Origin of the sequence: Pyrodictium delaneyi, assembly GCF_001412615.1 — an archaeon.
In the GTDB taxonomy this organism is placed as follows: Archaea; Thermoproteota; Thermoprotei_A; order Sulfolobales; family Pyrodictiaceae; genus Pyrodictium; species Pyrodictium delaneyi.
The window spans coordinates 1,888,048-1,914,381 of sequence record NZ_CP013011.1; the positions used below are offsets into that span (position 1 = coordinate 1,888,048).

Sequence of the window (26,334 nt, forward strand, 5' to 3'; positions counted from 1 at the left end):
GCTAATCCCAAACCACGCCGGCAACGCTACCATTCCAGCGAGGATCACCCCGAAGCCCTACAAGCCATGCAGCTACATCAAACGTTAGCACTGCCCCGAAAGCCACAGTCAAGGCGACTAGAGCAGCATTGTGCACCAATACTCTCCGCCCGAGCACTCCAGGGGAGAAGGCATATAATCAGCCCCCAGAGCTAAAGGGGGATTCATGGAGAGGCGGGCCAGGGCCCACCAGAGACGGCCTCCCATCCCCCACATGGGAGGGCCCGTAGCTCAGCTAGGATAGAGCGCCGGCCTCCTAAGCCGGTGGTCGGGGGTTCAAATCCCCCCGGGCCCGCCACACTCCTCGTGTAGGGTCGTTTGTCTAGTTCTGCCTTGTACTGGTCTGCTAGTTGTTCGAGCCACTCGACTCTTCCGATGCTCTTTGTTCGCTTCTTCTTGGCTTCTGGGTCGTACCACTCCTTGACTAGGTAGACTCGGTTGCCTATCTTTTTCAGCCGCCAGCTAACCAATTCCTGTTCCCCAGACGCGTATGGGGAAACCACACCCATTACGGGCATCCCGAGAGAATAGAGGAGCCCAACGGAGATGAAAAGAATTTTCCGCCAGCCCGCGCAGAGATAAATAGCAAAGAAGCTAGGCAAAACAGTAGCCGAGCTAACAAAGCTATTCAAAAGAAAATAACCCCTCTTTTTCTCCGATACTATCCCTCAACCCCCACACCGTTTCCCCAAAATAATACTACTACCTACTACTGGAGACAAGCCATGGGATGCACACAGGCAGAAATCCTAAGACTATTAGAGCTGATAGAGGATGAAGTGTTCGCTAAGGCTAGGAGCCTCGAGGATGCGTGGAAAAGGTACACTCTGGTTAAGGAGCATATTAGGCAGATGAGCCTCGACGAGCTGCGTAGCGAGCTAGGCTTAGTCTAAACACTTTACTATGCATCGTCCTTTTTCTGTAAGCTTTACTATCTTGTTGGGGCCCTGTATCTCTATGTCTGCAAAGCCTAGATCGTAGAGTAGCTCTGCGTACTTGCTCACGGTTCTCTCCTGTACGGCGAGTTCCTCGGCTAGCTGTTTGAAGTTGAGCTCCTTCTCCGCTAGTATCTGCATCATCTTCAGTATTAGCCTTATCTGGCCCTTGAGACTGCGCTTCTCAATGCTCACAGTTGCACACCACTTCTACTATGCTGTTGTGATTCTATTTAGATGCTCCTATGCGCTTAAATACTAGTGCGCAACTGTACAATAGTACTGGTGTGTAACCGTGCATGAAAGAGACATGCGCAACCGTTCAGGTGAGCAAGGCCCCGAAGACCCCTCTCCCCCTCATTCTAGGGGGGCGCCTGTATACAGTATGTATACAGTATACAGCACCGAAGAAAACATAAGAAAAGAGATAGAGGGGCTCCTAAGCACCCAAGACTTATTCTCTACAACAGATGTACTATGTATAAGACTGCCATTAGCCTACAAGATTATCTACAAGAAGTTTGTCAGGGAAGACAAGCAGCGCATGGAACTCCTAAAGAAGAGCATAGGCGCAGCTATCGCGGCTACCGCCAAGCTCTCTGGCGCAGAGATCCAGAAGATAAGCGAGGCCAGCCAAATAGTCGTCAACCTCAACGTGCATCATATCGAGCAGAAGATCGAGCAAAGATCGGAAATTGATGACATGCTACTTCGGCGTGCAGAGAATGCCCTAGACCAGCTTCTCACGGTCGTCGAGGCTCTCGAGAAGCAGCAAGTGGTCTACCGTTATGCAATACTCAACTATGCAAAGGAGATACGAAGGGCAGTGAACGATCTCAAGAAGCTTATAGAGGTGCTAAAGGGTTCGTAACACTTTTATACTTCTGCGCAACTGTACAGTTACACGGCTGTGCGTGTGCGCAGGTGAGAGAGATGGGCTCCAAACCCCGAATCCGAGTCTCAATATTCGTAGACCCCGAGATCGACCGCACAATAGAGCACCTCTCAATAGACTTGAACATGAAGAAGTACGAGATCTACGAGATAGGAGCGAGAGTGATAGTAGAGCTGCTAACGACTGGGAAGCTAAGCGAGCAACTCCGCAACAAGATAGCAAGCATGCACAACAAGGTAGCCCGTGCTGAGCTCGCTGCGGCTACAGCATGAGCGTGGGGGTGAGGGTGTGGTGGCTGTGCTTAGGAAGTTTGTTGATGGCCTAGGTAAGGACAGGAATGTCTACTACGAGGTTGGTGATGGTGTGCTACTATCAGATGAAGAGTTAGTGATAGTCAAAGGGAATAATAGGGCTCTAGAGGGAAGTATTGACTTTACGAAGCTGGTCTACACAATCGCATCAGATATTAAGCCAAGCCTCTACATGGTGCACATGATTGACAAAGGAAGAAACATCTACGTGTACATGCCACAAATACTGCTACTGAACGCAGTATTTCAATGGATAGATGAAATGCTAAGAGAGATTGACGAGAGTAACAAACGTCTACATGAGATATACATGGCTGACCTCGACTCGGGCAAGTACACGTCAGTGGAGAGGGAGCTCCGCGAAGCACTAGACCTCATCAACGCGGTAAAGGAGTGGCTAAAGACTGCAAGGGTTCTGCTTGGGTGGCTGCAGGTCATAACAATGAATCCTGACCTTGTGAGGGGGAAGAAGATCACGGTAGGACTAGAGAAGCGCGAGGCAGACGGCCTAGACAAGTACATGAAGAAGGAAGCCAAGGCAGAGGCCGAGGGGTGACCAGAGGGTGGATTGTCTGCCGCGGCTGGTGCATGTGCATGGATGCTGGCTTGCCATCAAGGCGTCTAGCTGCGAGGAGCTGGAGAGGGCTGAGCGCATCCTAGAGGCCCTCGACGCGGAGAAGCTGCTCTACGAGGGTGCTCCCGTGGCGCCCGACTGCGCCAGGGTCTACGAAGAAGCCAGGGCAGCCCTGCAGGAGACCCAAGGAGTTGCAGTAGAAGCGGCATGGCCGAACCCGAGGTGACCGCGCGATGAGGGTCATAACATTCAAAGCAGACGAAGAGCTCTTGGAGAGGCTAGACATGTTTGCACGCCTCAAGGGCGTGACACGGAGTGAGGTCATACGACGCGCCATCGAGCTCTACCTCAAACTAGAGGACTACAAGGTGCAGCCAGAACCAAAGATTGTGAGGCTGACAAGCTGAGGTGACGGGCCGTGGCTGACGAGGAGTGCCAAGTTATTGATGGTGCTATAGTTGAACTGTGCAAAGAGGCTAGGCGCAGATGCATTGAAGAGGACGATGACGATGCATGTGCATTCTGGCGCTTCGACTGCCACATCGTAAGAGAGTGCCTAAAACTGCGAGAAAGAGGAGTGACGTGCCGTGCTGGACGCTAGGGCGTTGAAGGCCAGGTATTCCTCGAAGTGGCGGCTGGCAGCTAGGCGGGAGCTGCTTTCATATAATATACTGAATATACTGCTGGCCCGGTATGGCTGCTATGTGTTGTTCACGGGTGTCGGGAGCGGCTACACCGGCTACGTACCAGACAACTATGATAGCCCATTGAACGCCTTCGACTTCGCGGTTTTCTGCAGCAAGGGTAAGGGCGACGAGCTGGTAGCCTTTGTCGACGTTACCGGCTACCGGGACTACAGCGACGGCAGGGGCGACACTAAGCCCTGCATACTCTACAGGAAGGTGGAGAAGGCGAAGAGGCTTGGCATACCCCTGGAGCGGGTGTGGTTCCTACACTTCGTAGACACCAGGGTCTCAATGAGGCTGATCAACGCCCACCTGGTAGAGGAGATGCTGGCGCAGGGTCTGGCAGAGAAGCGGAAACTATACCGCGACGAGAACTGGTACATATGCATAGAGCAGCGCCGCTGGCTAGAACCACGCAACTTCATGAAGTGGCTGGCAATGATGAAAGAGGTGAACAACAGTGGCCAGCTATGAGCCGTACAGCTGGAGCGGCTCCTCGAGGAGCTGGCTGATGAACTGCGGGAGCTGGATGGGCTGCAGTCCAGGGTTGCCATGACGCTTGCCCGGATCAAGCTCCTACTAGAGCTAGAGAGTCGCTCGTAGGACTGGGGGCTATACTTTGACCTCTAGGCTGGCTATACCCTCGGCGGGCTATACTCGGCAGCGCCTAGTCGTCATGCTGAGGGACTCTATGGGGCTGAGCTGGGGCGCGATAGCAGAGATAGTATATGGGAGCAGGAATGAACGAGCGAAACTGAAGGCCTACGCACTCTACGCAACTGCAAAGAAGAAGGAGCACTATACTCCCGGCAACACCAGTGCTATACCGGGCGGGAGCTATACCGAGCTGCGCCCAGAGCGCGGTTGGCAGCAGCGGGCTAGCCCCGTTCTCACGGGGTCTACGATAGGCACTCTACCAGGGAAATGGGGTAAGAAGGGGGAAGAAAGATACATCGAGGAAGCCGCGGGGATACTACGATACTTCTACGACCTTGTCTTTACACGCTATGATTTCGATAAGAGCATCCTGGCCTACGCCGAGGAAGTGCTCCGCAGGAGCCGCGGGCTGCTGGAAGGCGAAAAAGTGCATATCAAGCGCGGCTACGTCAAACTCACGCCGCGCGTCGCCGCAGTGGTTTACGCAAGCTTCTTTGTGAGCGTCTACAACCTCGCCCGCGGCCACCAGGTGCTGGGCGAGCTCTTCTACCACCTAGTTCAATACCTGAGCCAGACGAAAGAGCTCCGAGGGAATGCGAAGAAGGCGAGGGAGAAGCTGCAGGAAGAACTGAAGCAGATTATGCCGCACTTCGTCAAGTACATGATTCCGCCCTAAGGCTGTGGGGCTCCGGTGAAGCGGTTAGCGGCTATTCTGGCGCTCCTCGTATTCCTGGACGCGGCCACAACCTGGTATGCACTCTCTACCGGCCATTTCGTTGAGGCGGCTCCTCTCACCTCTAGGCTCCTACCCATCATGGGTCCACTATACTGGGTGCTCGTGGAGTATCCCATACTGCTTTTCATGACCCAGTTTGCTAGGCTAGCCCCCCTGGGGCGCCGGGTTCTCGTGTATGTTCCTCTCGCCGTGGTCTCTGCTGCTGTCGTGAATAATGTGGCGTGGTTGCTGAGAGGGGGGTACCTGTTCTCCGGGACGCCGTAAACCCGGGTTTATTGTTCGCCCTGGCTGGGCGGAGAAGAGGTATGCAGCGCCAAGCCTTGCTGGCCCTGGCTCTGCTCCTGGTAGCAGCAGTAGCGGTTCCCGCTGCCGCGGCCTCTCTAACCGTCAGCGCCGACAAGGACACGTACAGCCCCGGCGAAACCGTGGTAATCACGGTAGTCGTGGAAGACAACGCTACCAGTGCAACAGTGGCGGTGACGGTCCACGATCCCGAGGGTACGCTGGTCTACAGCGACCAGCTAACTGTGCAGCTTGTGAACGGCACAGGGAGCACCAGCACAAGCTTCGTTCTCCCCGGCGATGCCAAGGAAGGGAACTGGGTGGTCAAAGCACAGTACGGCAGTGTCAGCGCCGAGGATGTGTTCCTCGTAGGCGGGTCTGGAAATGGGGGCTCCGGCGGGTTTGGGGGCGGCAACGTTGTTGTTGGTGCTGCTTTTATTGCTATGGCTTTCATTGCTCTAGCCATCTCGCTGAACAAGAGCAAATCGCCCCAGACTGGGCGGAAGAGGTGAGAACCGGTGCCAAGGAAGAGCCGCGAGCGTAAGATGCTCGAGCTGCTAAGCGACTTCGGCATAATACTAGCAATACTGGCGCTGATAGCGTCCCTTGGCATGGCTATCAGCGTCACGGTGAGGACCCCGATACTCACCCTGGCCGACGTCTGGGATCATAGGGACTATGCTAAGGTGCACGTATACCATTTGGTGAACGGGAGCGAGGTAGAGGATGTTTACAGGCTAGAGGACATCGCGAGCTATGCCAACGGCACGCTAAGCATAGCCTCTCCCGCGGAGAACACCACGAAGATAGTGCTCGAGCTGCAGTGGCTCTCATGGTCAGCTCTGGCCGACCGCGGCATAAACAGTGTGAACATAACCGTGGAGCCTGCAGCGGAGATAGAGTTCGGGCCGTTCACCGGAAACGGAACGATAAGCAAGACCACTAATCCAGTTGAGTTCAGCGTCTGGGCGAACACGCATCCGGGCACGGTTAAGCTTGAAGTACACAATGCTAGCGCAGTGGACATAGCAAGGCTAGAGGTCATGGGCGTAGGCAAGCAGCCCTTGCTGGCCGTGCTGACACAGCCGTTTTGGGCCGTCGGTGGCATGATAATGGGCTACATCACAGCGATAGCGGCTGGCATAAGGAGACAGCTAGGATACGTGATGGGTGCAATGAGCGGTGCCATAGGCGCTTTCGTGGGAGCCATTGCAGAGAACCCGATAGCCGCGATAATGGGCATGGCTGTGGTACTCTTCGTGTTCTACATGATAGCGAAGGAGCAGCCACGCCGACGCTAGGAGCGTTGAAGGGGGTGAGGCCGGTGAGGCTGAGAGGTGCAATAAGCTTCGGCGGAGTACTACTGCTCTTCGTAGCGATAGTCATTATACTGCTAGCGTTCAGCTTCATAGGCGGTGCAAGCTGGTTCTCTCAAACGGTTAACGCGATAAACAGTCTCTTCGGCGGGATGGGGGAGTTCCTGCCGATCCTTGCTCTCTTCGGCGCAGCCGGCCTAACGGTGTGGCTCGGCGCAGAACGTGAATCTCCTCTGCTCCTGACAGCCGGCGGCATAATGTTCGCCGCAGCGATGGGGTGGCTCGCCAACATACAGACATTCCTAACAACGGTGCTGTCGAGCGTCGGCACGCTAGCGTTCAGCTTCGCAATGCTGTACCTAGCGTATAGGACAAGCGGCTTCCAACGAGTCATCTTCGCAATGGCCGGCGCGATAGGAGCGATAGGCGGCACCGTGCTAAGCCTAGGCGACTGGTTCAAGGGCTTTATGGAAGCATTAGTAGTACCCTTTGAAAGGATTGCAGGGCTAAACTACGTAGGCGTGATAGTGGCCGTGGTGGCACTCCTAGCAGTAGGCGGCCTAATCTTGCGCATCCTCAGGAAGGGCGTCTAGCCCACTTTTTTCGCCCCCACGCTGCGGGGGCAACGGTGGCTCGCCAGCTTATACTGCTGGCACTTCTCATCCCACTACTCGCGGCTGCAGCCGCGGCTGCAGACATCAACATCTGGTACAGCTGTGACAGTAGCGGCTTGTACATAAGCATAAGCAGTGATGTACCGTTTACGTACACTGTGATGCACGATGGTAATGTCATTGACTCGGGGCAATCCAGTAGCACATACGCAATAACGGTGACTATGCCTGGTACATACGAGGTCGAGGCATATCCAACGGGTAGCAATACGGGGAAATGGGCTGCAATAAGCTATGACGGCGCAACATGCTCGTGTAGTGGTGCGTGCAGCGGAAGCGGGGGCGGTGGTGGAAGCGGCGGGGGCGGTTGGGGCGGAAGCATAGGCATCGACTGCAGCGGCTGGTGCAACAACTGCCAGCTACCCCCAGGACTCACATGGATATGCGATCTAGTCTGCAGCCTATGCAGGATAATCAACGGCATGAAAGCAGCAATAGAAGCAATCGCGAACTTCTTCGATGGGCTCCTCGGAGCGATCCACAGCGTCGGACAGAGGATAATAGATGGTATAAGCGCTGTCGGAAGCTTCTTTGCCGGCATCGGGGACGCTGTGATAGGCTTCTTCTCGAGCGTGGCGAGCAGGGTAACAGGCTTTGTCGATGCTTTGAGCAGCTTCTTTGGCAGCTTGGCAGACGCTGTATACAGTTTCTTCAAGGGATGGTTCGACTTGATAACCGCGCCGTTCCGCGCTATAATGGACAGGTTGGGCGGGGGCAGCGGCGGGGCAGGGGTGAAAAGTGCCGGGGGGATGACGTGGAGACAATACTTGTTCATGCTCGGCGTCGCATTGATTGTGGGTGGCGCTTTCGCGGGTGGGAGAGCGAAGATAATCTCTCTGGCAGGCGCGCTAATAGTCGCATACATAATGTTCACGGACCGCCAGTTCATAGAGGGGATAGTGAAGTCGCCGTACCTGGTCATAGCTGCTGGTGCATTCCTGCTAGTCTACGCGGCGCTGAGGATGAGAGAATGAGCTGGGAAGCATGGATAGAAGAGCTGAAACAATGGACAACTATGCAGTGGGCGCTGTTCTGGCTAGGAGCAGCAATGATAGCCTATGGCCTGAAGAGCCACCCGAGGATATCGCAGTGGGGCGCGGCGCTCTTCTTGGCCGCGTTTTTCTGGCCCCTACTCCGCCAGGTGCACGCCTACACGTTGCGGCTCAGCGGCGACCCGGTGACAGCGGCTATAGCGACTGTCGCCGCGATCTTTGTCGGCCCTAGGATACTGTTGGAGCTGGTGAAGGCTGCGCTACGGAGCAGGTCGCCCTAGGGGGCGGAGAGTAGGGATGGTTCTCAGGCTGAAGCAAAGCGGGGTTGTGGACGGGTTTGATCTGGAAGAGCTAGAGGAGATAGTGGCTAGCGCGGCGGAGAAGGCTGTCGAGAAAGCTATCCGCAGAAGGGGGGACACGCTGGCATACGCGCAGAGAGTCCTGCAGGTCTACCAGTTCTTCGAGTCGAATGTGGGGGATAAGCAGGTCGCGCTTGAGCTCACCCGTATAGTCTTCGTCTCCGAGAAGATGGGTGAGGGAGATGAGTAGCCTGCCCGATGAGCTCGAGAAGCTGAGCAACTCTATGATGCGGCTCTTCCAGCGGCCCTTCCGCCGCATAGACCGGGCCACGGAGACCCTGCTCCGCAGGGACATAGGGAGAAGCATAGCGAGGAGAATAGAAGGGCTCGGGGCCAGAGGAGTCCGCGCTCTAAGACTCGCGATAGAGAGGTTCGAGAAGGCGAGGAGCGAGAGGGCGCGCAGGAAGGCCTACGAGGACGTATTAAGAGCTCTCTATGGCAGGAAGGGCTCCAGGGTTCTCCGAAAAGCCATAGAGGCTGGCATATTGAGCGAGGAAGAGGTCGTGGAGCTGGCGAAGAGGCGGCTCCGCCGGAAGGCTGCTAGGATTCGCCCAGCAAGGCGGGAGAGACGCCGTGGCCGGGAGAGGAAGAACACTAGGCCCAAGATAGTAGCGGCATACGAGTTCCGGGAATGCTGGCGGGAATGTGGGCACCCCCGGCGGAACCGGCAGTGCTGGAGCCGCTGCATGAAGAGGGCGTGGAGCGACGTCTAGGCTCGCCCTCTCCGGCGGAGAGCCCGGGATGCCGCGGAAGCGGGGGAAGAGGCGTAATAGGAACAAGTACCTAGGCAAGGGCTGCCAGAGCCCGCCATGCGTTCCCGACACCGGCAGACCCGGCCTCGATAATTTACACGAGGTAGAGAAGATAGCGAAGAGGATACTGCAGGACGCACGGCGGGGCAGGATAAGCAAGAAGACGGCGCATGGCCGGTTCCTGCTGCTCTATCGCCTAGTCTCCGGCAAGGATAGGGATTTCCGCGGCGCGAAGGCCCGGAGAGCCATAGCGATAGTGAAGAAGTACTGGGGGAAGCTCCGCAGGCTCTAGCCCCTCTTTTTCGCCCCTCATACCCTCGGGGCGGGACTTGACAGGGAAGCCTCTAACTCTAGCCCTCGCTATTCTCACACTACATTTTATACTATATACTGTGCCCGCGTACGCAGCCTCGAGTGGCCCCTACCTCTACCATGACCAGGAGTACCTTGTAGTGGCTTACTACCGGTTCGGTAACCGTATCGCAATGGCGCAGAACAACAGCAAGGTCTTCAGCCCGGTCACTATAGAGGTGTTCAGCAAGACTGGTAGGCCTGTTAGCTTCGTAGTGGGAGAGCGGAAGTTCTCGCTCCTGGCGGGGTTCGGAGAGCCGGCCCGTCACGTGCTCGAGGTGCCGCCCAACCAGCATGTGTGCATACAAGTGGTCCTGGAAGGCTCTGCGAAGAGGTTCTGCTTCTACGGCCTCGCCAGGGAGCGGGCGGTAGAGGAGTACGTGCAGATGACGGTGAAGGAGCTCGCAGCTCTGGTAACACGTGTACGGGCCGAGACGCTCGCGGCGGCGCTCGCCGGGATACTGGCTGGTGCCGGTTTGGCTTGGCTAGTCAAGACGAGGCTGGTGCTTCTTGACGCTCTGAACCCTGTTAGCCTCGCGGCTGGGCTCATAGCCTTGGCCGCTATGCCGAGGTACTGGTGGCTCAGCATCCCAATGCTCCTAGGCCTCTTTGCCGGCTACTGGTTGGCCCCCAGCCCGCCCACGGTAGCGCTGGTGAAACCCGACTTCAGCAATAGGCGTCTCAAGGTGTTGCTGCTCCCGGTTTACTACACGAGCGATGGAAGGCTCGCGGCGGCGCTGCAGGACTTCAAAGCGACTCTCGGGAGACTCCGGGGCAGCCACGTCTATGTGGAGAATACTGTGACGGGAGAAGGACTGCCCCTCTCAGGGTGGAGCCTAGATATCATAGACGAGAAGGGCAGGAGCAGCAGCTACGAGATGCTCCTTGTCCGCAGGATACGCTTGAAGCGTAGAAGGGTGAGAGGAGATGCTCTGGGGGAGAAGGAAGAGTAGACCTCGAGTAGAGTACGAGTACGTGCTAGAGGTAGAGCCGTTGGTTAGCGCTGAAGAGAATGTCTTCGAATATCTGGCAGCTCCCTACGAGAAGTTTGCCGAGGTTCTCGCGGAGAATATACGGTTGAAGTGGGCCCTGACGGCGGGGAAGCTACTAGCCTACAAGAGGGCTCATGAGATTGCACGTAGACGCATAACGTGGCTGGCCCGGAACATTCTCGCCCCACCCCGGCAGCCGCCGGGATCGCCCCTACGGCCCGGGGCGAGGGATGGCGAAGCGGAGAGGAAGGAAGAGGAAGCGTAGCAACCCACGGCTCCGGTACAAGAAGAGGTACGTGAAGCACAGGCGGCTCGAAGAAGAGGCGGAGCAAGTCTCGAGGGCTAGTGCTGAGCTGGGAGAGTACGTGGTCAAGTGGCTTGACGAGGCGCTGGATGCTCTGAGGCGGGGAGCCAGGAAGAAAGCGCAGAAGCTTATACGCCGCATCCTTAGGCGCGGCCAGGCCTCGATGCTCGGCAAGAGAAGGGGCCGGAGAGGCCGAACAGTGTTTACAGACCACCTAGTGGTGAACAGCAGGGGCCGGGTCAAGCATTACGGCATACACGGGGTAAAGGGCTGGAACCCGGAGAGCCCCGAGGAAGTCCAGTTCAAGAACAAGCGCGGCGAAGACCTAGAATACGAGGAGATAGGCGAAGTAGCAGTAAAGCCCGCTAGGCGCAAAATCAAGCGTACCCAGCGCTGGAAAAGAGCCGGCGGAAAGGACAAGTCTAATAAAGGACGCAAATAGTTTCCAATAAGCTGGAGAGCCCCCGCGTGCGATGTACGCGGGAGCCGCGGTAAGCCGCGGGGGCGGATGATTCCACCCCCTTTATAGGACGCTTGGCCGAAACTAACCTGTGTAGAATCCTACTCCGCCCCTACTGTTGGGGGCTATGTGTGAGCCTCACGTCTAGGGAGCTACTGCACGAGATCGAGAAGCTGCTTGTCTCCCGGCTCCGCAGGCTGGATCCGCAGCTAGGCTCATTGGCCCTTAATGCCTATGCCCGGGAGATCGTGTGGTGGTATAAGCAGTACCAGCTTATGGGCTTCCAGCTGGAGTGGAATGCTAAGAGGCAGCGCTTCAAATGCCTAGAAAACGATGAGGGCTGCCGCCTGGCCGAGGAGCATCTCAACTACCTTCTCCTCATGGGCCGCGCCGAGACCGTGCCTCGGCTGTCGACACTGGATCAGCTCTTGCTGAGCGTGCCTGTGGGCGAAGAGAGCGAGAAGAGGAAGACATTGAGGATAGGGCCTAGGAGAAGACATGAGGACAAAGAGGAAGAAGTGATCGAGGAGTTCTAGAGTTCGCCCCCTGACGTAGGGGTGGCTATGCCTAGGCTACCGATAAAGTTCATGCCCGAGGCTTTCAGCGACTATGTCTACAAGCTCCTCATCGAGGGGCCGCTGCGCGAGGTTGAGAAGGGCTCTCGGGCTATGAGGAAGCTATACTTTGTTGCGAGCCAGGGCGGCGGAAAAAGTTGGTCCATGGCTTCTACCGCAGAGTGGCTCTGGGACGAACTGGAAGCGAGGGGGCTGAGCGTTGACGTGAAAATGCTGGACGTGGATAGGCACCTGAGGCCCAAATACAGGGTTTCATGTATAGAGGAGCTCGTTGAGGCTATGAAAAACACTGCCGCGGATGTCTTCATAGGGATTGTCGGAGAGGCAGCAGCAGATCTATCCAACATGGTCATATCGGGTGAGGAGTACAAGGCGAACGTGCTCTTCGCCAGGCACTTCTTCAGGGCAAGACACTTCTCCAACGCCCGGATAGTATACCTAATGTTCGCTTCACAGAAGACAAAGCGTCTCATGGGAGATATAAGGGATCTTGCCGACCTAGTAGTAGTCAAAGCATTGCCTCGCTGGGAAGCGAACCTGATAATCGAGGCGTTGAACATAACCGATAGGGCTGTTATAGAGGAGCTCATGAAGCTGTACGATTTGGCGTTCATATACGGAGATAAGAGCCGGGGCATAGGAGTTGCAAACGATAAGGCCGGGCTGATCCGGTTCGATCCACCCAGCCGCATCATAGACCCAAGCTACGAGGCACCGCCAGAGGAGAGAGAAGAGAAGGCCAAGCAGAGCATGAAGCGCTTAGGAAAGAGAAAGATTCTCGACTCTGTAGAGCGTAGGTGCGTGACGCGGAACTGCAGGGTGACTATCCCGGCTGAATGGCTCGAGGAGCTGCCCCGGGAGAATGGGGCCTGGCAGTTCACGCTTGAGCGTGTCGTTCTTGAGGACGGCTCGGCGGGGTTTCTACTCCGGCCCCGGGTTCAGCAGAAGAGGCGGGGGCTGCTGGGCGGGCTGCTCCCCTTCTAGATTCGCCCAGTAGTAGCGGAGAGGCGGGTTGCAGAGGAGAACCCTACTACTAGGCCTGGGCGGGGCCGGAGCAGGCGCTGCTGCCGCCGTGCTAGTAGCACTACTACTATTCCAGCCTGCCGCTGAAACAGCCATGGCCGCGCTGGAGATACTGCCGGTGCTCAAGGTATACAAGAACGGCGAGCTGGTCTACATGAAGGTTGGTGACCCGCCGCTCGAGAACTGGGCGAAGGTGCTCGCCGCAATACTGACGAATCAGGGGCAGACGCTGATAACGAGCGACGGCGGTGGCGTTACACTAAACCACGGGGATGGCCTAGACGCGCTCGTTGGTAGATCCGATAACGGCGCCCTAACGGCGCCGCCGGTGGTTGTCGCGGGCCAGCTTAGTAGTGAACTGACATACAATACTTACTGGTTCGACGAGGCCTACACAGCGCCGATAACAACACTAGGCACCGGCTGGCAAGAGAACATGGGAGAGTACGTGATAAAGATCAAGGGCACAGTGACATTTGACTCCAACACTACCATAAACGTTGTGGGTCTTGCGATAAGGCCTGTGGTAGACACCTACCAGAGAACCGTACTTGTGTTTGCGGACAAGTTGCCAGAGCCTATAGATGTTAGCAGCACAGATAGCTTGACCATAGTCTATGAGATCCACATTAAGTGGCCTAGCACGGGCTAAGGGTGAGAAGTGTTGAGGCGGGTGGCCCTACTCAGTTTTTCCCTGGCATTCCTCTCGACACTCGCAGTTCTAGCTGCTGCCGCAGAGCTGGGGCTGAGCGTGTCCAGCGTGTTTGACTGGTTCTACAACGTGACTGTCAGGCTGGGATTCAAAGCCCAGCCTGCGCCAATTGTGGCCTGGGACTACGCTCTAATGGGAAGCAGCGGGGGCAAGGCAGTAGCTGCGGACGGCTTCAGCTTGGCCTATAATCTGAGTGTTGACGTGAACACGACTGCTGCCAGCCCGGACACAGTGGTTGAAGTCGCCGCGTCCACTCCAACCGTCTCCGTCTACGGGGCGGAGCCCCGGCAGCTCTTCGTCGTCTACGCTAACGGGACTATGAGCGCTCTAGGCGGCGGTGGCGGGCAGCAGGTATGTGCATCTCCCAGGGAGTGCGGCCTCGAGCTTGGCTGGGGCCGGGTCTACTACACCGACGCGATGGGCAACCCGGCTAGCCCCGCCGCGGGGAAGCAGGTGCTGATCCACTTCCCGATACACGCCAGCCCCCAGGGCAGGTATGGTAAGGCGCTGGTGCTGGTAGAGGTTCACAGGTATGATCCCAGCTACGGCACGGTGATAATCGATGAGAACATGGCGATAGGCGTGAGCTGGGCCCTCGTAGGCGACGGAATAGAGGTGACACTACTCTGGTGGCCCAAGGATCCCGGCACATATCTCATAAGGGCCTACGTCTGGAACGGGTTCCCGGGCCAGGTAGAGGAGTGGGAGAGCTACATCGAACCCCTAGAGCTGGTAGTGAATATCCCCTAGTTTTTGCCCTGGTCAAAACCTAGGCGACGAGCTATCTCTCCCATTATCCTCAGCGAGATAGACCTGGAGCCGCCGCCTTAGCTCGGGGAGTATCTTCTCGACGTAGGCCTGGTCTGCGCGTAGGACTATCTTGCTGTAGTTGGTGAGGCCGACCACGTTCTCTATCTTGGCGTAGCGGTTCTGTATTAGCTCGCGGAGCTCCAGGTCTATCTCCAGGTCTTCCATGAGCTGGTAGTGGTGTTTGCGGAGCATCTTGGGCGGTGCCAGGTCTAGGCCACTGCGCCTGCGTATATTCCTGACGTAGTAAGATAGGCGGCGCGCCGAGGGCGGCTCGCCATGCCACGCCCTGGCCTCTTCGAAGACCTCGCGGGGGAGCCAGAGGAACTCGCAGCGCTTCTTGCCGCGGTTGAAGTGCAGCGCCACTCTCACGGCGTCTCCCAGCTCCACGTATCCTGTTTGCTCTAGGCTCCGCTGGTGGCTTACGGGCTTCAGGCTGGCCGCCGCTCTCACAAGATATTCTGCCTCTTCCGCCCTGGCGCCAGAATAGTACATTATCTTGTAGAGTAGCGCGTAGCCGTGCTGGCCTGCGGCCTCGAGGTAGTCTATGGTGAACCGTATCTTTTCGGCCTCTACCGCGGGGGCCTTGGCCTTGCGCAGGCTCCTCTGGCCCCGCACTAGGGCGTAGATGCGCTCGCGCTCCTCTAGCGTTATGCTGCCGGTCTCCCAGAGGAAGCTGGCTATCTTGCGTATGAGGTTGGCGTACCACTTGCTCCTCTTAGCCAGCTCGGTTATAGAGTCGGGGGTTAAGACCTGGGGGAGCTTCGAGTAATAGCGCATATAGTCCTCGAGGGTTCTAGCCTCGACTTTACCGCTGAGCCAGTCCCTAAACCTGTTAGCATCCGGTAGAAGGATTTTCCAGGCCTGGGCTGAAGGCTCCGAGCCTTCCCTGGAGAAAATCTCGTTTCGATTCCTGTCTTGGCTCGGGACTCCTAAGCCGGTGGTCGGGGGTTCAAATCCCCCCGGGCCCGCCACTCTATCACCACCATTCTTCACGTACGCTATGAAGCCACTGGCACAGTCTAACCTAGAATTATACACGAGTATCTCGCCGAGGACAGCAGCATATATCTGGACACCATACCCTTATAGGTTACTACGGTGGCCTCTAGCCTTGAAACTAGACACTGCAAAGATCCTGGCAGTCGCCGGCCTCATCCTCTCCATGCTCTCGTTCATACACGCCACGCTGGGCCTCGTAGGACTAGTCCTATACCTTGCCGGGATGTATCATATAGGCCAACACTACAACAAGCGAGAAGTGTTCCGCTACGCCCTAGTCTCCACCGTAGGCTTCACCGCAGCCCTCATAGCCATAGCACTGCTCGTCGGCCTAGGAGCCCTCCTCGGAACCCTCGCAGCCGGGCCCATGGGGGTCGGCGCGAGCATAGCAGCCGGCCTAGCCCTAGCCTACATAGCCATACTGCTCATGGGCAAGTACAAGCGCGACCTAATGAGGACACTCGCGCCCCACAGCAGCAGCATAGCTGAATGGGCCGCCCGCCTCTACTGGTACGGGGCAATACTCGCCATACTCCTGGTAGGCCTAGCACTACTACTCATAGCCCAGGTACTCGAAGCAATAGTACTAGCGACACTTAGGCCCACCAGGACACCAGCCGGAAGCTCGGGCACGCTCTAGTAGCTGTCCTGTACCTGCTCTAGCGGCTAACCGGCACTATTCTAGAAGCGAAGCAGTAATTGAGACAGCCGCGGTCCGTACGCTGGTCCTAGGATTTGGGCTTCACGGCTACTAGGAGTATTGTACGCCCCCACTTCTTAACAGTCTTAAGCTCCCTCGCCCTGGAGTATGCTGCCGCTCTCTTCCCGTTATCCCATACAAAGAGTATGCCAGTACGCCAGTCGGTACCCTTCATGTAGCTCATGAGCTGTTCTACACCACGATCTACTACAGATGCAGACGATGTTAGCTTAACCTCTATGGGGACCTCCACCCTGCCTCGCGGTTTCCTCACCACCAGATCCGGCCTGGCACGGCCACCAGTATAGTTGACATAGTACCTCTTAGAGGCTAGGTAGAGGTAGAGGAGACCATGCAGGCAGTTTTCGTTCTCGGGCTCGATGGGGACTAGGCGAGGAAACTCTCCTCCAAGAAGCGAGGCGAGTTCCTCAGCAATGCCCATGTGCTCACCTGTTTACACTAGAACTCCTCCACTCTATTCTATATACATATACGCATCTATACTAGATATACTCGATGTGCTACAGTAATACCACATTAAAATGATCATGTCTGCCTCCTTAGCTAGAGATAAGAAGCTACAACGCTAGCTCGATGAACACCTAAATAATGGTAATACATCCTTGTTGTGATGTTGCCATATTACTACATGGGCTCCACTTAGTGTATTCTAGGCTTGTATATATAGAGCTGGGTCCTGGGTATACTTGTTCTGGTGCTGTGTGTGGCTGGCTCACTCCGGCTGGAGCTGGACGGCGAGGCTGCTAGGGCTCTCGAGAGCCTAGCAAGGGCGACAGGAAGGCCGGCCAGAGAGGTTGTCGAGAGGCTGATCTACGCGGCGAGTGGTATCGTGGAGCCGGTGCCGCCTAGCAGTCTTGCCCCTGGGCAGCTGAGCCTCAGCATGCTTGTACGGCTAGTTTCCTCCTCGGCGCTGCTGGCCGAGTTCATAGACTACGCTGTGTTTAGGGGGTTCCTGGGCCTCCTGGAGACTATGAGCGTGGAGAATGTGGTGTGCTACGTCCCAAGCAAGGAGCTACAGGAAAAGGGCTGCAGTGCTACCAACGGCGCGTCCATAGAGCTCGTGGCCTCGGGAGACGAGGCCCCCTTTAGCAGCCTTAGCCTCGGCGTGGTGTTCCCGGCTGACGGCCACTCGCACGCCCAAGTGGAGGTCCAGGGCGACGTCATCGTAGAGGTGCCGGAGGGCGTTGGCCTGGAGGAGGCTGTGAAAATTGCTAGAAGGGTTGTAGGCTATGCCCGGAGGACCCGGCTCTACCGGGAGCTCGAAGACTACCTAGCGAGTGACGGCGACATGTACTACTACAGCGTGGACATCAACGTAGAGGGCGAGGAGCCCCTGGACAGGGACGGTGGCTACGTGGCTGTGGCCGTGGAGGTTGAGGCTGAGGGTCTCCCGGGGCTTCTTCTCCCGTTTGACCTGGCCCCGGTGCTGGGGCTCGCCCGCTATATCAGGGTGAGGCTCGGGGAGAAGCTGGCGCGCAGAGGCTAGTCTCTTAGCTGGCTTAGGCGCTGTCCTATCCTGTACATGGGCTTGTTTTTGCGTCTTTCTTTCCTTACTGCCTCGGACGACGTGTTGTCGTGCGCCGGCTCGGCTGTGGGACTGTATTTTGGGGGCCTGGGGCGTAGTGTAGAGGGGAGGCCTCCTCCGCTCTACTCTGTGTCTCTGGTGCTGGGCTGTGGCTGGGCTCGAGGACAGTCTACGGGGCTTCCTGGTGGAGTTGATCCGTACTGCTGTTACGCGGCTTCCCCGTGACGTGTATGAGGCGTTGGAGAGGGCGCTGGAGGCTGAGGAGAACCCTGTGGCCCGGCGGCAGCTGGAGGCTATGCTGGAGAATGTGAGGCTCGCTGTCCGGCTTGGGAGGCCGTTGTGCCAGGATACGGGTACTCCGGTCTTCTACCTCCGGGTGGGTGACGGGTTTCCGCTCCGTAGCAGGCTCTACGAGGTCGTCGCGGAGGCTGTACGGGAGGCTACCCGGGTTGTGCCGCTGCGGCCTAACGCTGTGGACCCGTTGAGGGGCAGGAATAGCGGCGATAATACTGGCCGCTATGTGCCCTGGGTGGAGGTCGAGCTTGTCCCCGGCGACGGGCTGGAGGCTGTGTTCGTGGCTAAGGGTGGTGGGAGTGAGGCGCCTACGCGGCTAGTCATGGCGCTGCCGCTGCGGGGCTGGGAGGCGGTCAGGGAGGCTGTGCTCCGGGCGGTGGCGGAGGCTGGGCCTAAGCCGTGCCCGCCATTCGTGGTGGGCGTCGGCATTGCTGCTGGGGGTGACCAGGCTCTCTCCCTGGCTAAGCGTGCCGCGTTGTTGAGGCCTCTTGGGTCGCGGCACCCTGACCCAGAGGCTGCGCGGCTGGAGGAGGAGCTCCTGGAGGAGGTTAACCGGCTGGGGTTAGGGCCCCATGGCTTCGGGGGCCGGGTGACCGCCCTGGACCTCCACATCGAGTACGGGTTCCGCCACCCCGCGACCTACGCTGTGGGGGTAGTGTTCAGCTGCTGGGCGCTCCGCCGCGCTAGTGGCGTGTTCGAGCCGGACGGCTCATGGAGGATAACCTCGGAGCACATCTAGCCCTTGTAGGGGGCCTGGTGGCCGTGTCCCGTGTCTATCGTCTCTCGACCCCGCTTGGGGAGGACGAGGTCCGCCGTCTACGGGCTGGTGACGTGGTCTACCTCTCGGGGCTCGTGTTCACGGCGCGTGATGCGGCGCACCGCAGGATAATCGAGGTCCTGGAGTCTGGTGGGGAGCTGCCCTTCCCGACCCGGGGCCTCGCAGTCTACCACGCGGGCCCGGTGGCCCGGAGGCGCGACGACGGTGGATGGGAGATACTCGCGGCCGGGCCCACTACGAGCGCGCGTATGGAGCCGGTTGAGCCGGATTTCATCAGGCTTACCGGCGTCCGGATGGTGATAGGCAAGGGTGGTATGGGCCGGGGGACTGCGGAGGCTTGCCGCCGCTACGGCGCTGTCTACGCCGTCTTCACTGGGGGCGCCGCTGTGCTGGCGGCGAGGGCTGTGGAGAGGGTTGAGGCTGTCTACTGGCTCGAGGAGCTGGGCATGGCTGAGGCTGTCTGGCTGCTCCGTGTCCGCGACTTCGGCCCCCTAACGGTGGTGATCGACTCGACGGGGCGTAACCTCTACGACGAGGTCATGACCCGGGTCCGGGAGAGGCTAGAGGAGCTACTGGGAGGCGCCGGGGGCGGTGGTCGAGGTAGTTGAGCACGATGTGCTCGTGATAGGCTCGGGGCTCGCGGGGCTACGGACTGCCCTGGAGATCAAGCGGAGCCCTGGCGGCGACAGGGTAGACGTGGCTATCGTCAGCAAGGTCCAGCTGATGAGGAGTCATAGCGTGGCCGCGGAGGGCGGCACCGCCGCCGTACTCTACCCCGAGGAGGGCGACAGCGTCGCGCTCCACGCCTGGGACACTGTTAAGGGCAGCGACTTCCTCGCCGACCAGGACGCTGTCTGGACTATGGTGAAGCTGGCGCCGGAGGAGATACGGCTGCTAGAGCGCTGGGGTATGCCCTGGAGCCGCCGGCCCGACGGGAGGATAGCCCAGCGGCCCTTCGGCGGCCACAGCTTCCCGAGAGCCTGCTACGCGGCCGACAAGACCGGGTTCTTCGAGATGCAGACCCTCTACGGCAGGCTCCAGGCCTTCGACGGCTGGACACGGTACGACGAGGTCTACGTGACCAGCATCATCGTCGAGGACGGCTGGTTCCGCGGGGCCACGGCCCTGGACCTCCGGAGCGGCGAGCTACTCGTGTTCAGGGCGAGGGCGGGCGTAATCGCGACCGGGGGCGCGGGCCGGATCTACAAGTTCACGACCTACAGCCACTCCAGCACCGGCGATGGGCTCGCGATGGCTCTCCGGGAGGGGATCCCCCTCAAGGACATGGAGTTCATACAGTTCCACCCCACGGGGCTGGTGCCGAGCGGGATACTGATCACTGAGGGCGCCCGTGGCGAGGGCGGCTACCTCGTCAACGCCAAGGGAGAACGGTTCATGAAGCGCTACGCGCCGGAGCGGATGGAGCTAGCTCCCCGCGACGTGGTCTCGAGGGCCATCATGACCGAGATAATGGAGGGCCGGGGGCTACGCGACGAGTTCACCGGGCTAGACTACGTGCTCCTCGACCTCCGCCACCTAGGCGAGGAGCGGATAAGCGAGCGGCTCCCCGCGGTCAGGGAGATAGCAATCAAGCACGCCGGGGTAGACCCCGTTGAGGAGCCTATCCCGGTGCGCCCTGTAGCCCACTACACTATGGGCGGGATACACACGGACAGCTACTACCGCGTCCTCACAGCCGAGGGCCGCTGGGTACGCGGCCTGTGGGCCGCGGGTGAGGCTGCCTCTGCGAGCATCCACGGTGCTAACCGGCTAGGCTCGAACAGCACCATAGAGTGCCTTGTCAGCGGGAGGCTTGTGGGCCGCCAAGTGCTCCGCTTCCTGGAGAAGCACCCCGAGGCCCTCAGGGGGCCTAGCAGGGAGAGGGTGGAGAGGGAGGAGAAGTGTGTCTACGACGAGTTGCTGAAGCGGGAGAGCGGGGAGAGCGTCTACGAGGTCCGCGAGCGGCTACAGGAGACGATGGACCGCTACGTATACGTCTTCCGCGACAGGAGTGGCCTCGAGGAGGCAGTGCGCCGGATAAAGAGGCTACGCGGGGCTATGAAGAACGTCTATCCCCATGACAAGAGCAGGGTGTACAACACCGACCTAGTGGCCGTGCTCGAGACCGCTAACATGCTTGACGTGGCGCTGGCCGTGGCTGTCTCGGCGCTCGCCCGGACCGAGAGCAGGGGCGCCCACTACCGGGTTGACTACCCCCGCCGCGACGACGAGAACTGGCTGAAACACACGCTGGCCGTGATGAACGCGAACGGTGAGATCGAGCTGGGCTACACCCCGGTCCGGATAACCACCTGGAAGCCCGTAGAGAGGAGGTACTAGATCAGCCTAGAGGGGATGCAGGAGTGGCTAGACTACGTGTCCCGAACAACCCGGAGAGGCTCGCATACCGGCTGCACCGGGTCACCGGGCTCATACTGCTAGCCTACTTCATGGCCCACGCTGTGTCTATGGGCGGGATGCTGGCTGGCTACACCTGGCTAGCAGAGCCCGCGGCCGCCATAGTCTCGTCAAAGACCCTCCGCTTCGCCGTAGCCGCTGCAGCAGCGTTCCACGGGCTCAACGGCCTGAGGCTCATACTGGTAGAGGCTCTAGGACTCGGCCTAGGCAAGCCGGGGATACCCCGGCCACCCTACATATCCACAAGTCTACGCTCGGCACAACGACTGCTACTCCACTTTGTTGTCGTCCTCGCAGGCCTAGCCGTCGCCCTAGCAGCCTACCTACTCATAGCATGGTGATGGGCCGTGGCGTCGTGGGGTTGGAGGCTTGAGGCGCTGCGGCAGCTGCTCAGCTATGTTGCTGCAGCCTTGCTGGCAGTAGCTCTACCCCTCCACCTCCTAGAACACGTTCCTGTTGACTGGCTCCGACAGCCCCCGAGGCCCTGGGTCCTCTGGACAGTCCTCCTGGCCGCGGGGTTTCATGGGCTCAACGGGCTCCGCAGTATACTGCTCGAACGTGTCCACGGTAGACGGGGCCGGGCAGTTGTTGAGGCGTTGTTCTGGATCCTCCTAGCCCTCGTTGTGGCTGTTGGCGCCACAGGACTAGCCAGGACAATAGGGTGGTGAAGGACCGTGACCGGGGAAGAGCGTAGGGAGCTAGTGCTCAGGGTGCATCGCTACAGCCCCGAGGAGCGCCGGAGCTGGATCCAGGAGTACAGGGTGCCCCTCTACCGCGGCATGACGGTGCTCGACGCGCTACTCTACATCAAGCAGCGTCTGGATCCGACCCTCGTATTCCGCTATAGCTGCCGGATGGGCACCTGTGGTAGCTGCGGTGTACTCGTAAATGGGGAGCCTCAGTTGGCCTGCCAGACCCAGGTAGCCAGTATAGCAAAGGACAATGTGGTCGAGGTTGGGCCGCTGCCCGGCTACCCTGTAGTGCGGGACCTCGTCATCGACATGACCCGTGTCTTCGAGAATCACCGCCGTGTGAAACCCTACATAGTCCGCCGCGACCCCCGCGAGGTAGAGGAAGCACCCCGCGAGTTCCTGATGACCCCGGAGCAGCACCTAGAGATATACCAGTTCAGCCTATGTATAATGTGCGGGCTCTGTAACGCCGCCTGCCCCGTATACCACGCGAACCCTCGTTATCTGGGCCCCCAGGCCCTGACGCAGGCGTATCGTTTCATCGTGGATGTACGCGACGAGGCCGCGGAGGAGCGTATAGCGTTAGTCGCGAACCCCGACGGCTGCTTTGGCTGCCACTTCGCCGCCAGCTGTAGCGCAGTCTGCCCCAAGGCAGTAGATCCTGCTGGCGCGATACAGAGGCTACGCAGCATAGCGATACGTGCATCCCTAGGCCTATGGAGGAAGAGAGCCAGCAAAGTGGCGCCGCCACTAGAGAAGCCGCTACGAAGGGTAGAAGCCAGCTATCCTACCGGGAACCTGGTAGAGGGAGCCGACCCCGAGGAGGAGGCCGCGCGGCCAGTACAGCTCGACATAGACCCCGAAGAACTATGACCGCGAGGTGCTGAATTTGTCCCCTGGGGTTCTGTTTATCCCGTGGAATCGAGGTCATAGGAGTAGCTCGTCTATACTGCCTGTCTCTACTTTGCCGTTCTCGACTAGTACTGCGCGGCTAGCTATCCGGGCTGCGAGGTAAGTGTCATGCGTCGCTATAGCTGCTCCAGTACCACTGCTAGCTAGCTTCTCGAGGACGTTGAGGAGTAGACGGCGCTTCTCCCGGTCAAGGTGGGCGAAGGGCTCGTCTAGAAGGAGTATCTTAGGCTCGACGGCTAGCGCTCGGGCTATCGCGACTAGCTGCTGCTGGCCCCTGGAGAGCCCCGTGGCTGGTCTGTCTAGGAGCCCGTCTATACCTAGGAGTCTTGCTGCCTCCAGGGCGCGGCGCTGAGCCTTCTCGCGGTCTAGGCCTCTTATGCGGAGCCCGTAGACTATGTTGTCGAGGACTGTGCCACGGATGAGTATGGGTCTCTCGTGTACGTAGACTATTCTCCGGCGGAGTGCGAGCCTCTCGGCCCCAGGGGCCTCCCAGAGGTCACGGCCCCAGGCCTCTACGCGGCCGCGCATCGGCCGGTAGATCCCGGCGGCTATCTTCATGAGTGTCGTCTTGCCGGCGCCGTTGGGCCCGACTATGGCTAGCACTTCGCCCTCACGTATCTCGACGTCTATGCCGCGTAGGACCCAGTTGTTGTCGCTGTAGCGGTACCAGACATCCTTGAGCCTTATCATGGCTGTCCTAGCCTCCGGACGAGCCTTAGGCCGAGCGAGACAGCGACCATGATTACTACGAGGATCGCGCCAAGGCTTACTGCGTCCTCGAACTCGCCCTTAGACACCTCCAGGGCTATAGCTGTAGTGAGGGTGCGGGTGTAGCCTCGTATATTCCCGCCAATCATCAATGCTACGCCTAGTTCTCCTACTGCCCGGGAGAAGCCCATTACGAGGGCCGCTACTAGGCCGGGCGCTGCCTCGCGGACTGCTAGGGCCATTGCCTGGGCCTCACTGGCGCCGAGGCTGAGAGCTAGCTCCCCGTAGGTCTCGACTGCGCCGCGGAGAACCCGGTAGGCGACGCTCACTAGGAGCGGTGTTATCAGTACAGCCTCGCCTACTATTATGGCTGTAGGGGTGTAGAGCAGGTTCAGGAAGCCAAGAGGCCCCTGGCGGCTTAGGAGAAAATAGAGTAGGAGACCGACCAGCACTGTGGGGACGCCGACTAGCGCCTCTGTAACCGCCGTTACTGCCTGTAACCTCCTCTTTGCAGCCATCATGTACGCTAAGGGGAGGCTCCATAGGGCTGCTAGTAGGGTAGCTGTACCCGAGACGTATAACGAGCGTAGCGTAATGTCCGCGAGTTCGTTGCCCATCATAGCGTGTCTAGCCTCGTCCAACAGCGGAGAGCGCTGTGGCCCGGTGGGCGATTTTTAGCCCTTGGCTAGCATTTCCCAGGCCGCCTGTAGCTCCTTCTCGTGGCCCTCAGCGGGGTAGAATAGTGGCTGCCCGTACTTGTCGACACCGTAGCGGCCTATGAGATTCTGGTTGTTGTAGACGAATTCTGCGAACTTCTCAGCGTACTCGCGTTCCTTCCCGGTACAGCTTGTCACCAGGTATATGCTGTAGATGTTGATTAGCTCGGTGCTGTTGCTGTATAGGAGTTCTATCCCTGGCAGCTTACCGTCCTTCTTCAGCTTTAGGTAGGTACCGATGTCGCTGAGCGTGTAGGCGCCAAGCTCGCTAGCCATGACTAGTGTCTGTGACATGCCCTGGCCGCTCTCGAGGTACCAGCTCCGCCCCCGCGGGTCTAGGCCAGCGAGCTTCCATATACTCATCTCCTTCACATGGGTACCCGAGTTGTCGCCGCGACTCACGAACTTTGCCTTACCTGCCTCGCCTGCCTCGTATATCCTCCGGAAGGCGTCAACAGCATTCTCTGCCATCTTCACGTTAGCGGGGTCGTCTGGAGGCCCAACTATTATGAAGTAGTTGTAGGCGAATATCTTGTGCCCGGTTATCACGCCCTTCTCCATGTACTGCTTCTCGAGGCTAGGAGCGTGCACGAAGACCATACACGCGTCTCCGCGTTCAGCCCGGCGCAGCGCCTCACCGCTCCCCACAGCTATGAAGTCTATCTCCACATTTGGGTACTTTTCTTTGAACTTGTCAGCTAGATAGTCTAGGAGCCCTGTCGCGTAGAGGCTAGTAGTCGTAGTCACTCGTACACGAACCGGCTCCGAGCTACTCCCCATCGCTATGTATAGTGCTACTGCAGCGGCCGCTACGAGGATTATAGCCGCTATGAGTAGCTTCCGATCCATCTTGCCTCAACCGCTTGGGGTTAACCTCATGTGGGCGAAATTTATCCGTTACCCGATACCCGGTAACGGGATAACCGGACGCGTACAGCTCTAAGAGCTGCAGAGACACTAACCAGTAGCCTGGAAAACCAAGGCACCCCTACAGTGTACTTCGAGTCCGCTGGAGGAGGGTAATGTGGACGAGCTCACCGCCAGGTACACAGTAGTCATTGAGAAGAATGGCGAGCCGGTGCTAGACGCTACGCTGGCTGCCTTACTCCGCGGAGTACGGGAACACGGCTCCCTGCTAGCCGCAGCAAGGGCTCTCGGCATACCCTATTCGCGGGCCTGGGACCAGTTAAGCAGGGCTGAGAGGCTGCTAGGAGCAAAACTCGTCGAGACGTGGAGGGGAGGGGCCCGCCGCGGCGGAGCCCGGCTAACACCGCTCGCTGAGAAGCTGCTAGCCCTCTACGAGGAGGCCGAGGCCCGGCTAGAGCGCTGTATAGGTCCACAAGCGCCCCGGGTAGTAGCGGCTGGGCAGCCCGACCTAGTAGTCGCCCATAGTCATGACCCGCTCTTGAGCCTCGTAATGGACCGGCTCCGCGAAGAGGGTCTCCGGGTCGAGAGCATCTGTGCGGGCTCTGGGCACGCGCTCGCAATGCTCTCGCTAGGCGAGGCCGATGCCGCGTGCATACACCTCTACGACCCCGTTACCAGGGAGTATAACCGGCCTTACCTCGAAAGATACTGGCTCGGCGACGCCGTGCTACTTGGCGGGTTCCAGCGCCAGCTAGTCCTAGCTCTGCGCCCTGGCCTGGAGGTTGCGAGCCTAGACGAAGCCCTCGAGATGATAGTTCGGGGTGAGCTCCGGATAGTCAACCGGAACCGGGGCTCCGGCACCAGGGTGCTCCTCGATCATTTGCTTCAAGAGACTGCGAGGAAGCTAGGCCTCGAAAAACCGATGGTCAAGGGCTACGATAACATAGCCTATACTCACACGGAGGCGGCTCGCGAGGTAGCGCTAGGCCGTGCCGACGCAGCCCTAGTACTCCGCTATGTTGCTGAGAGCCACGGGCTCCCCCACCTGCACGTGGCCTGGGAGCGCTACGAGTGCTACGCCCCCAAGGAGAGGGCGGAGCGGAATGCTGTCCAGAGACTTGCAGAGCTCCTGGACTCGGAGTGGCTCAATACACTTGTAGAGAATAGCCCCGGCTACAAGTCACTACAGGGATAACTATATGGCTTGGATCGTGGACTTGTAGGCCCTTGGGAATCCCACTAGTTGATAGGGTAGCGAGTGTTTATTGC

At 58.7% G+C, this 26,334-nt stretch carries 41 protein-coding genes and 1 tRNA gene; 35 read left to right on the top strand and 7 right to left on the bottom strand.

The window, feature by feature from the left end; genetic code table 11:
• Nucleotide 1: 1 nt before the first annotated feature.
• Nucleotides 2–139, bottom strand: a complete 138-nt coding sequence (locus Pyrde_RS10765) for a hypothetical protein (RefSeq protein WP_156328049.1) — start codon at nt 137–139, stop codon at nt 2–4.
• Between the two features lie 120 nt (nt 140–259).
• Here Pyrde_RS10765 and Pyrde_RS09535 point away from each other — a divergent pair.
• Nucleotides 260–337 (top strand) — tRNA-Arg (locus Pyrde_RS09535).
• A 427-nt stretch (nt 338–764) separates the two neighbouring features.
• Nucleotides 765–932 (top strand): hypothetical protein, encoded by a 168-nt coding sequence (locus Pyrde_RS10770; RefSeq protein WP_156328050.1) that lies wholly within the window; start codon nt 765–767, stop codon nt 930–932.
• On the opposite strand, the gene Pyrde_RS09540 is transcribed toward Pyrde_RS10770, so the two are convergent.
• Nucleotides 924–1,169: an HTH domain-containing protein gene (locus tag Pyrde_RS09540; protein WP_055410253.1), complete on the bottom strand. Its 246-nt coding sequence runs from the start codon at nt 1,167–1,169 to the stop codon at nt 924–926. The two genes, Pyrde_RS10770 and Pyrde_RS09540, sit on opposite strands and share 9 nt — an antisense overlap.
• 190 nt (nt 1,170–1,359) lie before the next feature.
• On the opposite strand from Pyrde_RS09540, the gene Pyrde_RS09545 reads away from it, so the two are divergent.
• From Pyrde_RS09545 to Pyrde_RS09650, 24 genes are all read left to right on the top strand, one after another.
• Complete coding sequence (locus Pyrde_RS09545) at nt 1,360–1,845, top strand: hypothetical protein (protein WP_055410255.1); 486 nt, start codon at nt 1,360–1,362, stop codon at nt 1,843–1,845.
• A 62-nt stretch (nt 1,846–1,907) separates the two neighbouring features.
• Nucleotides 1,908–2,141 carry a hypothetical protein gene (locus Pyrde_RS09550; protein ID WP_156328051.1) on the top strand — a complete coding sequence of 78 codons (234 nt, stop codon included), beginning with the start codon at nt 1,908–1,910 and terminating at the stop codon, nt 2,139–2,141.
• Nucleotides 2,142–2,160: 19 nt separating this feature from the next.
• Nucleotides 2,161–2,736 carry a hypothetical protein gene (locus Pyrde_RS09555; protein ID WP_156328052.1) on the top strand — a complete coding sequence of 192 codons (576 nt, stop codon included), beginning with the start codon at nt 2,161–2,163 and terminating at the stop codon, nt 2,734–2,736.
• A gap of 7 nt (nt 2,737–2,743) precedes the next feature.
• Nucleotides 2,744–2,980 carry a hypothetical protein gene (locus tag Pyrde_RS09560; RefSeq protein ID WP_156328053.1) on the top strand — a complete coding sequence of 79 codons (237 nt, stop codon included), beginning with the start codon at nt 2,744–2,746 and terminating at the stop codon, nt 2,978–2,980.
• Nucleotides 2,981–2,987: 7 nt separating this feature from the next.
• Entirely contained in the window at nt 2,988–3,161 is a 174-nt protein-coding gene (locus Pyrde_RS10500; protein WP_082419609.1) for an aCcr1 family cell cycle regulator, read from the top strand.
• Between the two features lie 11 nt (nt 3,162–3,172).
• Entirely contained in the window at nt 3,173–3,355 is a 183-nt protein-coding gene (locus Pyrde_RS10775; RefSeq protein ID WP_156328054.1) for a hypothetical protein, read from the top strand.
• The gene (locus Pyrde_RS09565) at nt 3,342–3,914 is read left to right on the top strand and encodes a nuclease (protein ID WP_082419610.1); all 573 of its coding nucleotides are present in this window, start codon (nt 3,342–3,344) and stop codon (nt 3,912–3,914) included. Before Pyrde_RS10775 ends, Pyrde_RS09565 begins: the two co-directional genes overlap by 14 nt.
• 145 nt (nt 3,915–4,059) lie before the next feature.
• Entirely contained in the window at nt 4,060–4,773 is a 714-nt protein-coding gene (locus Pyrde_RS09570) for a hypothetical protein (RefSeq protein ID WP_055410265.1), read from the top strand.
• Nucleotides 4,774–4,788: 15 nt separating this feature from the next.
• Nucleotides 4,789–5,097: a DUF5658 family protein gene (locus Pyrde_RS09575; RefSeq protein WP_055410267.1), complete on the top strand. Its 309-nt coding sequence runs from the start codon at nt 4,789–4,791 to the stop codon at nt 5,095–5,097.
• Between the two features lie 41 nt (nt 5,098–5,138).
• On the top strand, nt 5,139–5,627 hold the full coding sequence (locus Pyrde_RS09580; protein WP_055410269.1) for an MG2 domain-containing protein: 489 nt from the start codon (nt 5,139–5,141) through the stop codon (nt 5,625–5,627).
• Between the two features lie 6 nt (nt 5,628–5,633).
• Nucleotides 5,634–6,416: a hypothetical protein gene (locus Pyrde_RS09585; RefSeq protein ID WP_055410271.1), complete on the top strand. Its 783-nt coding sequence runs from the start codon at nt 5,634–5,636 to the stop codon at nt 6,414–6,416.
• Between the two features lie 23 nt (nt 6,417–6,439).
• Nucleotides 6,440–7,024 (top strand): hypothetical protein, encoded by a 585-nt coding sequence (locus Pyrde_RS09590; RefSeq protein ID WP_156328055.1) that lies wholly within the window; start codon nt 6,440–6,442, stop codon nt 7,022–7,024.
• A gap of 35 nt (nt 7,025–7,059) precedes the next feature.
• Nucleotides 7,060–8,079, top strand: a complete 1,020-nt coding sequence (locus tag Pyrde_RS09595) for a hypothetical protein (protein WP_055410275.1) — start codon at nt 7,060–7,062, stop codon at nt 8,077–8,079.
• Nucleotides 8,076–8,378 (top strand): hypothetical protein, encoded by a 303-nt coding sequence (locus Pyrde_RS09600; RefSeq protein ID WP_055410277.1) that lies wholly within the window; start codon nt 8,076–8,078, stop codon nt 8,376–8,378. Before Pyrde_RS09595 ends, Pyrde_RS09600 begins: the two co-directional genes overlap by 4 nt.
• Nucleotides 8,379–8,394: 16 nt before the next feature.
• The gene (locus tag Pyrde_RS09605; RefSeq protein WP_055410279.1) at nt 8,395–8,646 is read left to right on the top strand and encodes a hypothetical protein; all 252 of its coding nucleotides are present in this window, start codon (nt 8,395–8,397) and stop codon (nt 8,644–8,646) included.
• The gene (locus tag Pyrde_RS09610) at nt 8,639–9,169 is read left to right on the top strand and encodes a hypothetical protein (RefSeq protein ID WP_156328056.1); all 531 of its coding nucleotides are present in this window, start codon (nt 8,639–8,641) and stop codon (nt 9,167–9,169) included. The genes Pyrde_RS09605 and Pyrde_RS09610 overlap by 8 nt, the downstream gene beginning before the upstream one ends.
• A gap of 28 nt (nt 9,170–9,197) precedes the next feature.
• Nucleotides 9,198–9,500 carry a hypothetical protein gene (locus Pyrde_RS09615; RefSeq protein WP_055410283.1) on the top strand — a complete coding sequence of 101 codons (303 nt, stop codon included), beginning with the start codon at nt 9,198–9,200 and terminating at the stop codon, nt 9,498–9,500.
• 37 nt (nt 9,501–9,537) lie between these two features.
• Complete coding sequence (locus Pyrde_RS09620; RefSeq protein WP_055410286.1) at nt 9,538–10,512, top strand: hypothetical protein; 975 nt, start codon at nt 9,538–9,540, stop codon at nt 10,510–10,512.
• The gene (locus Pyrde_RS09625; RefSeq protein ID WP_055410288.1) at nt 10,487–10,816 is read left to right on the top strand and encodes a hypothetical protein; all 330 of its coding nucleotides are present in this window, start codon (nt 10,487–10,489) and stop codon (nt 10,814–10,816) included. The genes Pyrde_RS09620 and Pyrde_RS09625 overlap by 26 nt, the downstream gene beginning before the upstream one ends.
• Complete coding sequence (locus Pyrde_RS09630; protein WP_055410290.1) at nt 10,782–11,297, top strand: hypothetical protein; 516 nt, start codon at nt 10,782–10,784, stop codon at nt 11,295–11,297. The genes Pyrde_RS09625 and Pyrde_RS09630 overlap by 35 nt, the downstream gene beginning before the upstream one ends.
• 149 nt (nt 11,298–11,446) lie before the next feature.
• Nucleotides 11,447–11,851 carry a hypothetical protein gene (locus Pyrde_RS09635; RefSeq protein WP_055410292.1) on the top strand — a complete coding sequence of 135 codons (405 nt, stop codon included), beginning with the start codon at nt 11,447–11,449 and terminating at the stop codon, nt 11,849–11,851.
• Nucleotides 11,852–11,878: 27 nt separating this feature from the next.
• Complete coding sequence (locus Pyrde_RS09640) at nt 11,879–12,874, top strand: hypothetical protein (RefSeq protein WP_156328057.1); 996 nt, start codon at nt 11,879–11,881, stop codon at nt 12,872–12,874.
• A 28-nt stretch (nt 12,875–12,902) separates the two neighbouring features.
• Nucleotides 12,903–13,565, top strand: a complete 663-nt coding sequence (locus Pyrde_RS09645) for a hypothetical protein (protein WP_055410296.1) — start codon at nt 12,903–12,905, stop codon at nt 13,563–13,565.
• A 12-nt stretch (nt 13,566–13,577) separates the two neighbouring features.
• Nucleotides 13,578–14,375, top strand: a complete 798-nt coding sequence (locus tag Pyrde_RS09650; RefSeq protein ID WP_055410298.1) for a hypothetical protein — start codon at nt 13,578–13,580, stop codon at nt 14,373–14,375.
• Nucleotides 14,376–14,387: 12 nt separating this feature from the next.
• On the opposite strand, the gene Pyrde_RS09655 is transcribed toward Pyrde_RS09650, so the two are convergent.
• Nucleotides 14,388–15,407 carry an integrase gene (locus Pyrde_RS09655; RefSeq protein ID WP_156328058.1) on the bottom strand — a complete coding sequence of 340 codons (1,020 nt, stop codon included), beginning with the start codon at nt 15,405–15,407 and terminating at the stop codon, nt 14,388–14,390.
• 139 nt (nt 15,408–15,546) lie between these two features.
• On the opposite strand from Pyrde_RS09655, the gene Pyrde_RS09660 reads away from it, so the two are divergent.
• Nucleotides 15,547–16,074 (top strand): DUF996 domain-containing protein, encoded by a 528-nt coding sequence (locus Pyrde_RS09660; RefSeq protein WP_055410301.1) that lies wholly within the window; start codon nt 15,547–15,549, stop codon nt 16,072–16,074.
• Nucleotides 16,075–16,162: 88 nt separating this feature from the next.
• On the opposite strand, the gene Pyrde_RS09665 is transcribed toward Pyrde_RS09660, so the two are convergent.
• A complete protein-coding gene (locus Pyrde_RS09665; RefSeq protein WP_055410304.1) occupies nt 16,163–16,576 on the bottom strand; it encodes a hypothetical protein in 414 nt (137 codons plus the stop codon).
• A gap of 282 nt (nt 16,577–16,858) precedes the next feature.
• Between Pyrde_RS09665 and Pyrde_RS09670 the strand changes: the two genes are divergently transcribed.
• The 7 genes from Pyrde_RS09670 to sdhB all read left to right on the top strand — a co-directional run bounded on the left by Pyrde_RS09670 (nt 16,859) and on the right by sdhB (nt 22,735).
• On the top strand, nt 16,859–17,641 hold the full coding sequence (locus tag Pyrde_RS09670) for a hypothetical protein (RefSeq protein WP_055410305.1): 783 nt from the start codon (nt 16,859–16,861) through the stop codon (nt 17,639–17,641).
• A 187-nt stretch (nt 17,642–17,828) separates the two neighbouring features.
• Nucleotides 17,829–18,713, top strand: coding sequence for a fumarate hydratase (locus Pyrde_RS09675; RefSeq protein WP_055410307.1), 885 nt, complete (start codon nt 17,829–17,831; stop codon nt 18,711–18,713).
• A gap of 23 nt (nt 18,714–18,736) precedes the next feature.
• Nucleotides 18,737–19,360, top strand: coding sequence for a FumA C-terminus/TtdB family hydratase beta subunit (locus tag Pyrde_RS09680; protein ID WP_055410946.1), 624 nt, complete (start codon nt 18,737–18,739; stop codon nt 19,358–19,360).
• On the top strand, nt 19,344–21,092 hold the full coding sequence (locus tag Pyrde_RS09685) for a succinate dehydrogenase/fumarate reductase flavoprotein subunit (RefSeq protein ID WP_055410309.1): 1,749 nt from the start codon (nt 19,344–19,346) through the stop codon (nt 21,090–21,092). The genes Pyrde_RS09680 and Pyrde_RS09685 overlap by 17 nt, the downstream gene beginning before the upstream one ends.
• A 23-nt stretch (nt 21,093–21,115) precedes the next feature.
• Nucleotides 21,116–21,511, top strand: a complete 396-nt coding sequence (locus tag Pyrde_RS09690) for a succinate dehydrogenase/fumarate reductase transmembrane subunit (RefSeq protein WP_055410311.1) — start codon at nt 21,116–21,118, stop codon at nt 21,509–21,511.
• 6 nt (nt 21,512–21,517) lie between these two features.
• The gene (locus tag Pyrde_RS09695) at nt 21,518–21,838 is read left to right on the top strand and encodes a succinate dehydrogenase/fumarate reductase transmembrane subunit (protein WP_055410313.1); all 321 of its coding nucleotides are present in this window, start codon (nt 21,518–21,520) and stop codon (nt 21,836–21,838) included.
• Nucleotides 21,839–21,844: 6 nt separating this feature from the next.
• The gene (sdhB, locus tag Pyrde_RS09700; RefSeq protein WP_055410314.1) at nt 21,845–22,735 is read left to right on the top strand and encodes a succinate dehydrogenase iron-sulfur subunit; all 891 of its coding nucleotides are present in this window, start codon (nt 21,845–21,847) and stop codon (nt 22,733–22,735) included.
• 54 nt (nt 22,736–22,789) lie between these two features.
• On the opposite strand, the gene Pyrde_RS09705 is transcribed toward sdhB, so the two are convergent.
• Genes Pyrde_RS09705 through Pyrde_RS09715 form a run of 3 tightly spaced genes read right to left on the bottom strand, consistent with a single transcriptional unit; the run spans nt 22,790 to nt 25,047 of the window.
• Nucleotides 22,790–23,464, bottom strand: coding sequence for an energy-coupling factor ABC transporter ATP-binding protein (locus Pyrde_RS09705; RefSeq protein WP_055410316.1), 675 nt, complete (start codon nt 23,462–23,464; stop codon nt 22,790–22,792).
• Nucleotides 23,461–24,123, bottom strand: coding sequence for an ABC transporter permease (locus Pyrde_RS09710; protein ID WP_231656740.1), 663 nt, complete (start codon nt 24,121–24,123; stop codon nt 23,461–23,463). The genes Pyrde_RS09705 and Pyrde_RS09710 overlap by 4 nt, the downstream gene beginning before the upstream one ends.
• A 33-nt stretch (nt 24,124–24,156) precedes the next feature.
• Nucleotides 24,157–25,047, bottom strand: coding sequence for an ABC transporter substrate-binding protein (locus tag Pyrde_RS09715; protein WP_055410318.1), 891 nt, complete (start codon nt 25,045–25,047; stop codon nt 24,157–24,159).
• Between the two features lie 175 nt (nt 25,048–25,222).
• Here Pyrde_RS09715 and Pyrde_RS09720 point away from each other — a divergent pair, with 175 nt between their 5' ends.
• Nucleotides 25,223–26,260 (top strand): substrate-binding domain-containing protein, encoded by a 1,038-nt coding sequence (locus Pyrde_RS09720; protein ID WP_055410320.1) that lies wholly within the window; start codon nt 25,223–25,225, stop codon nt 26,258–26,260.
• Nucleotides 26,261–26,334 lie beyond the last annotated feature (74 nt).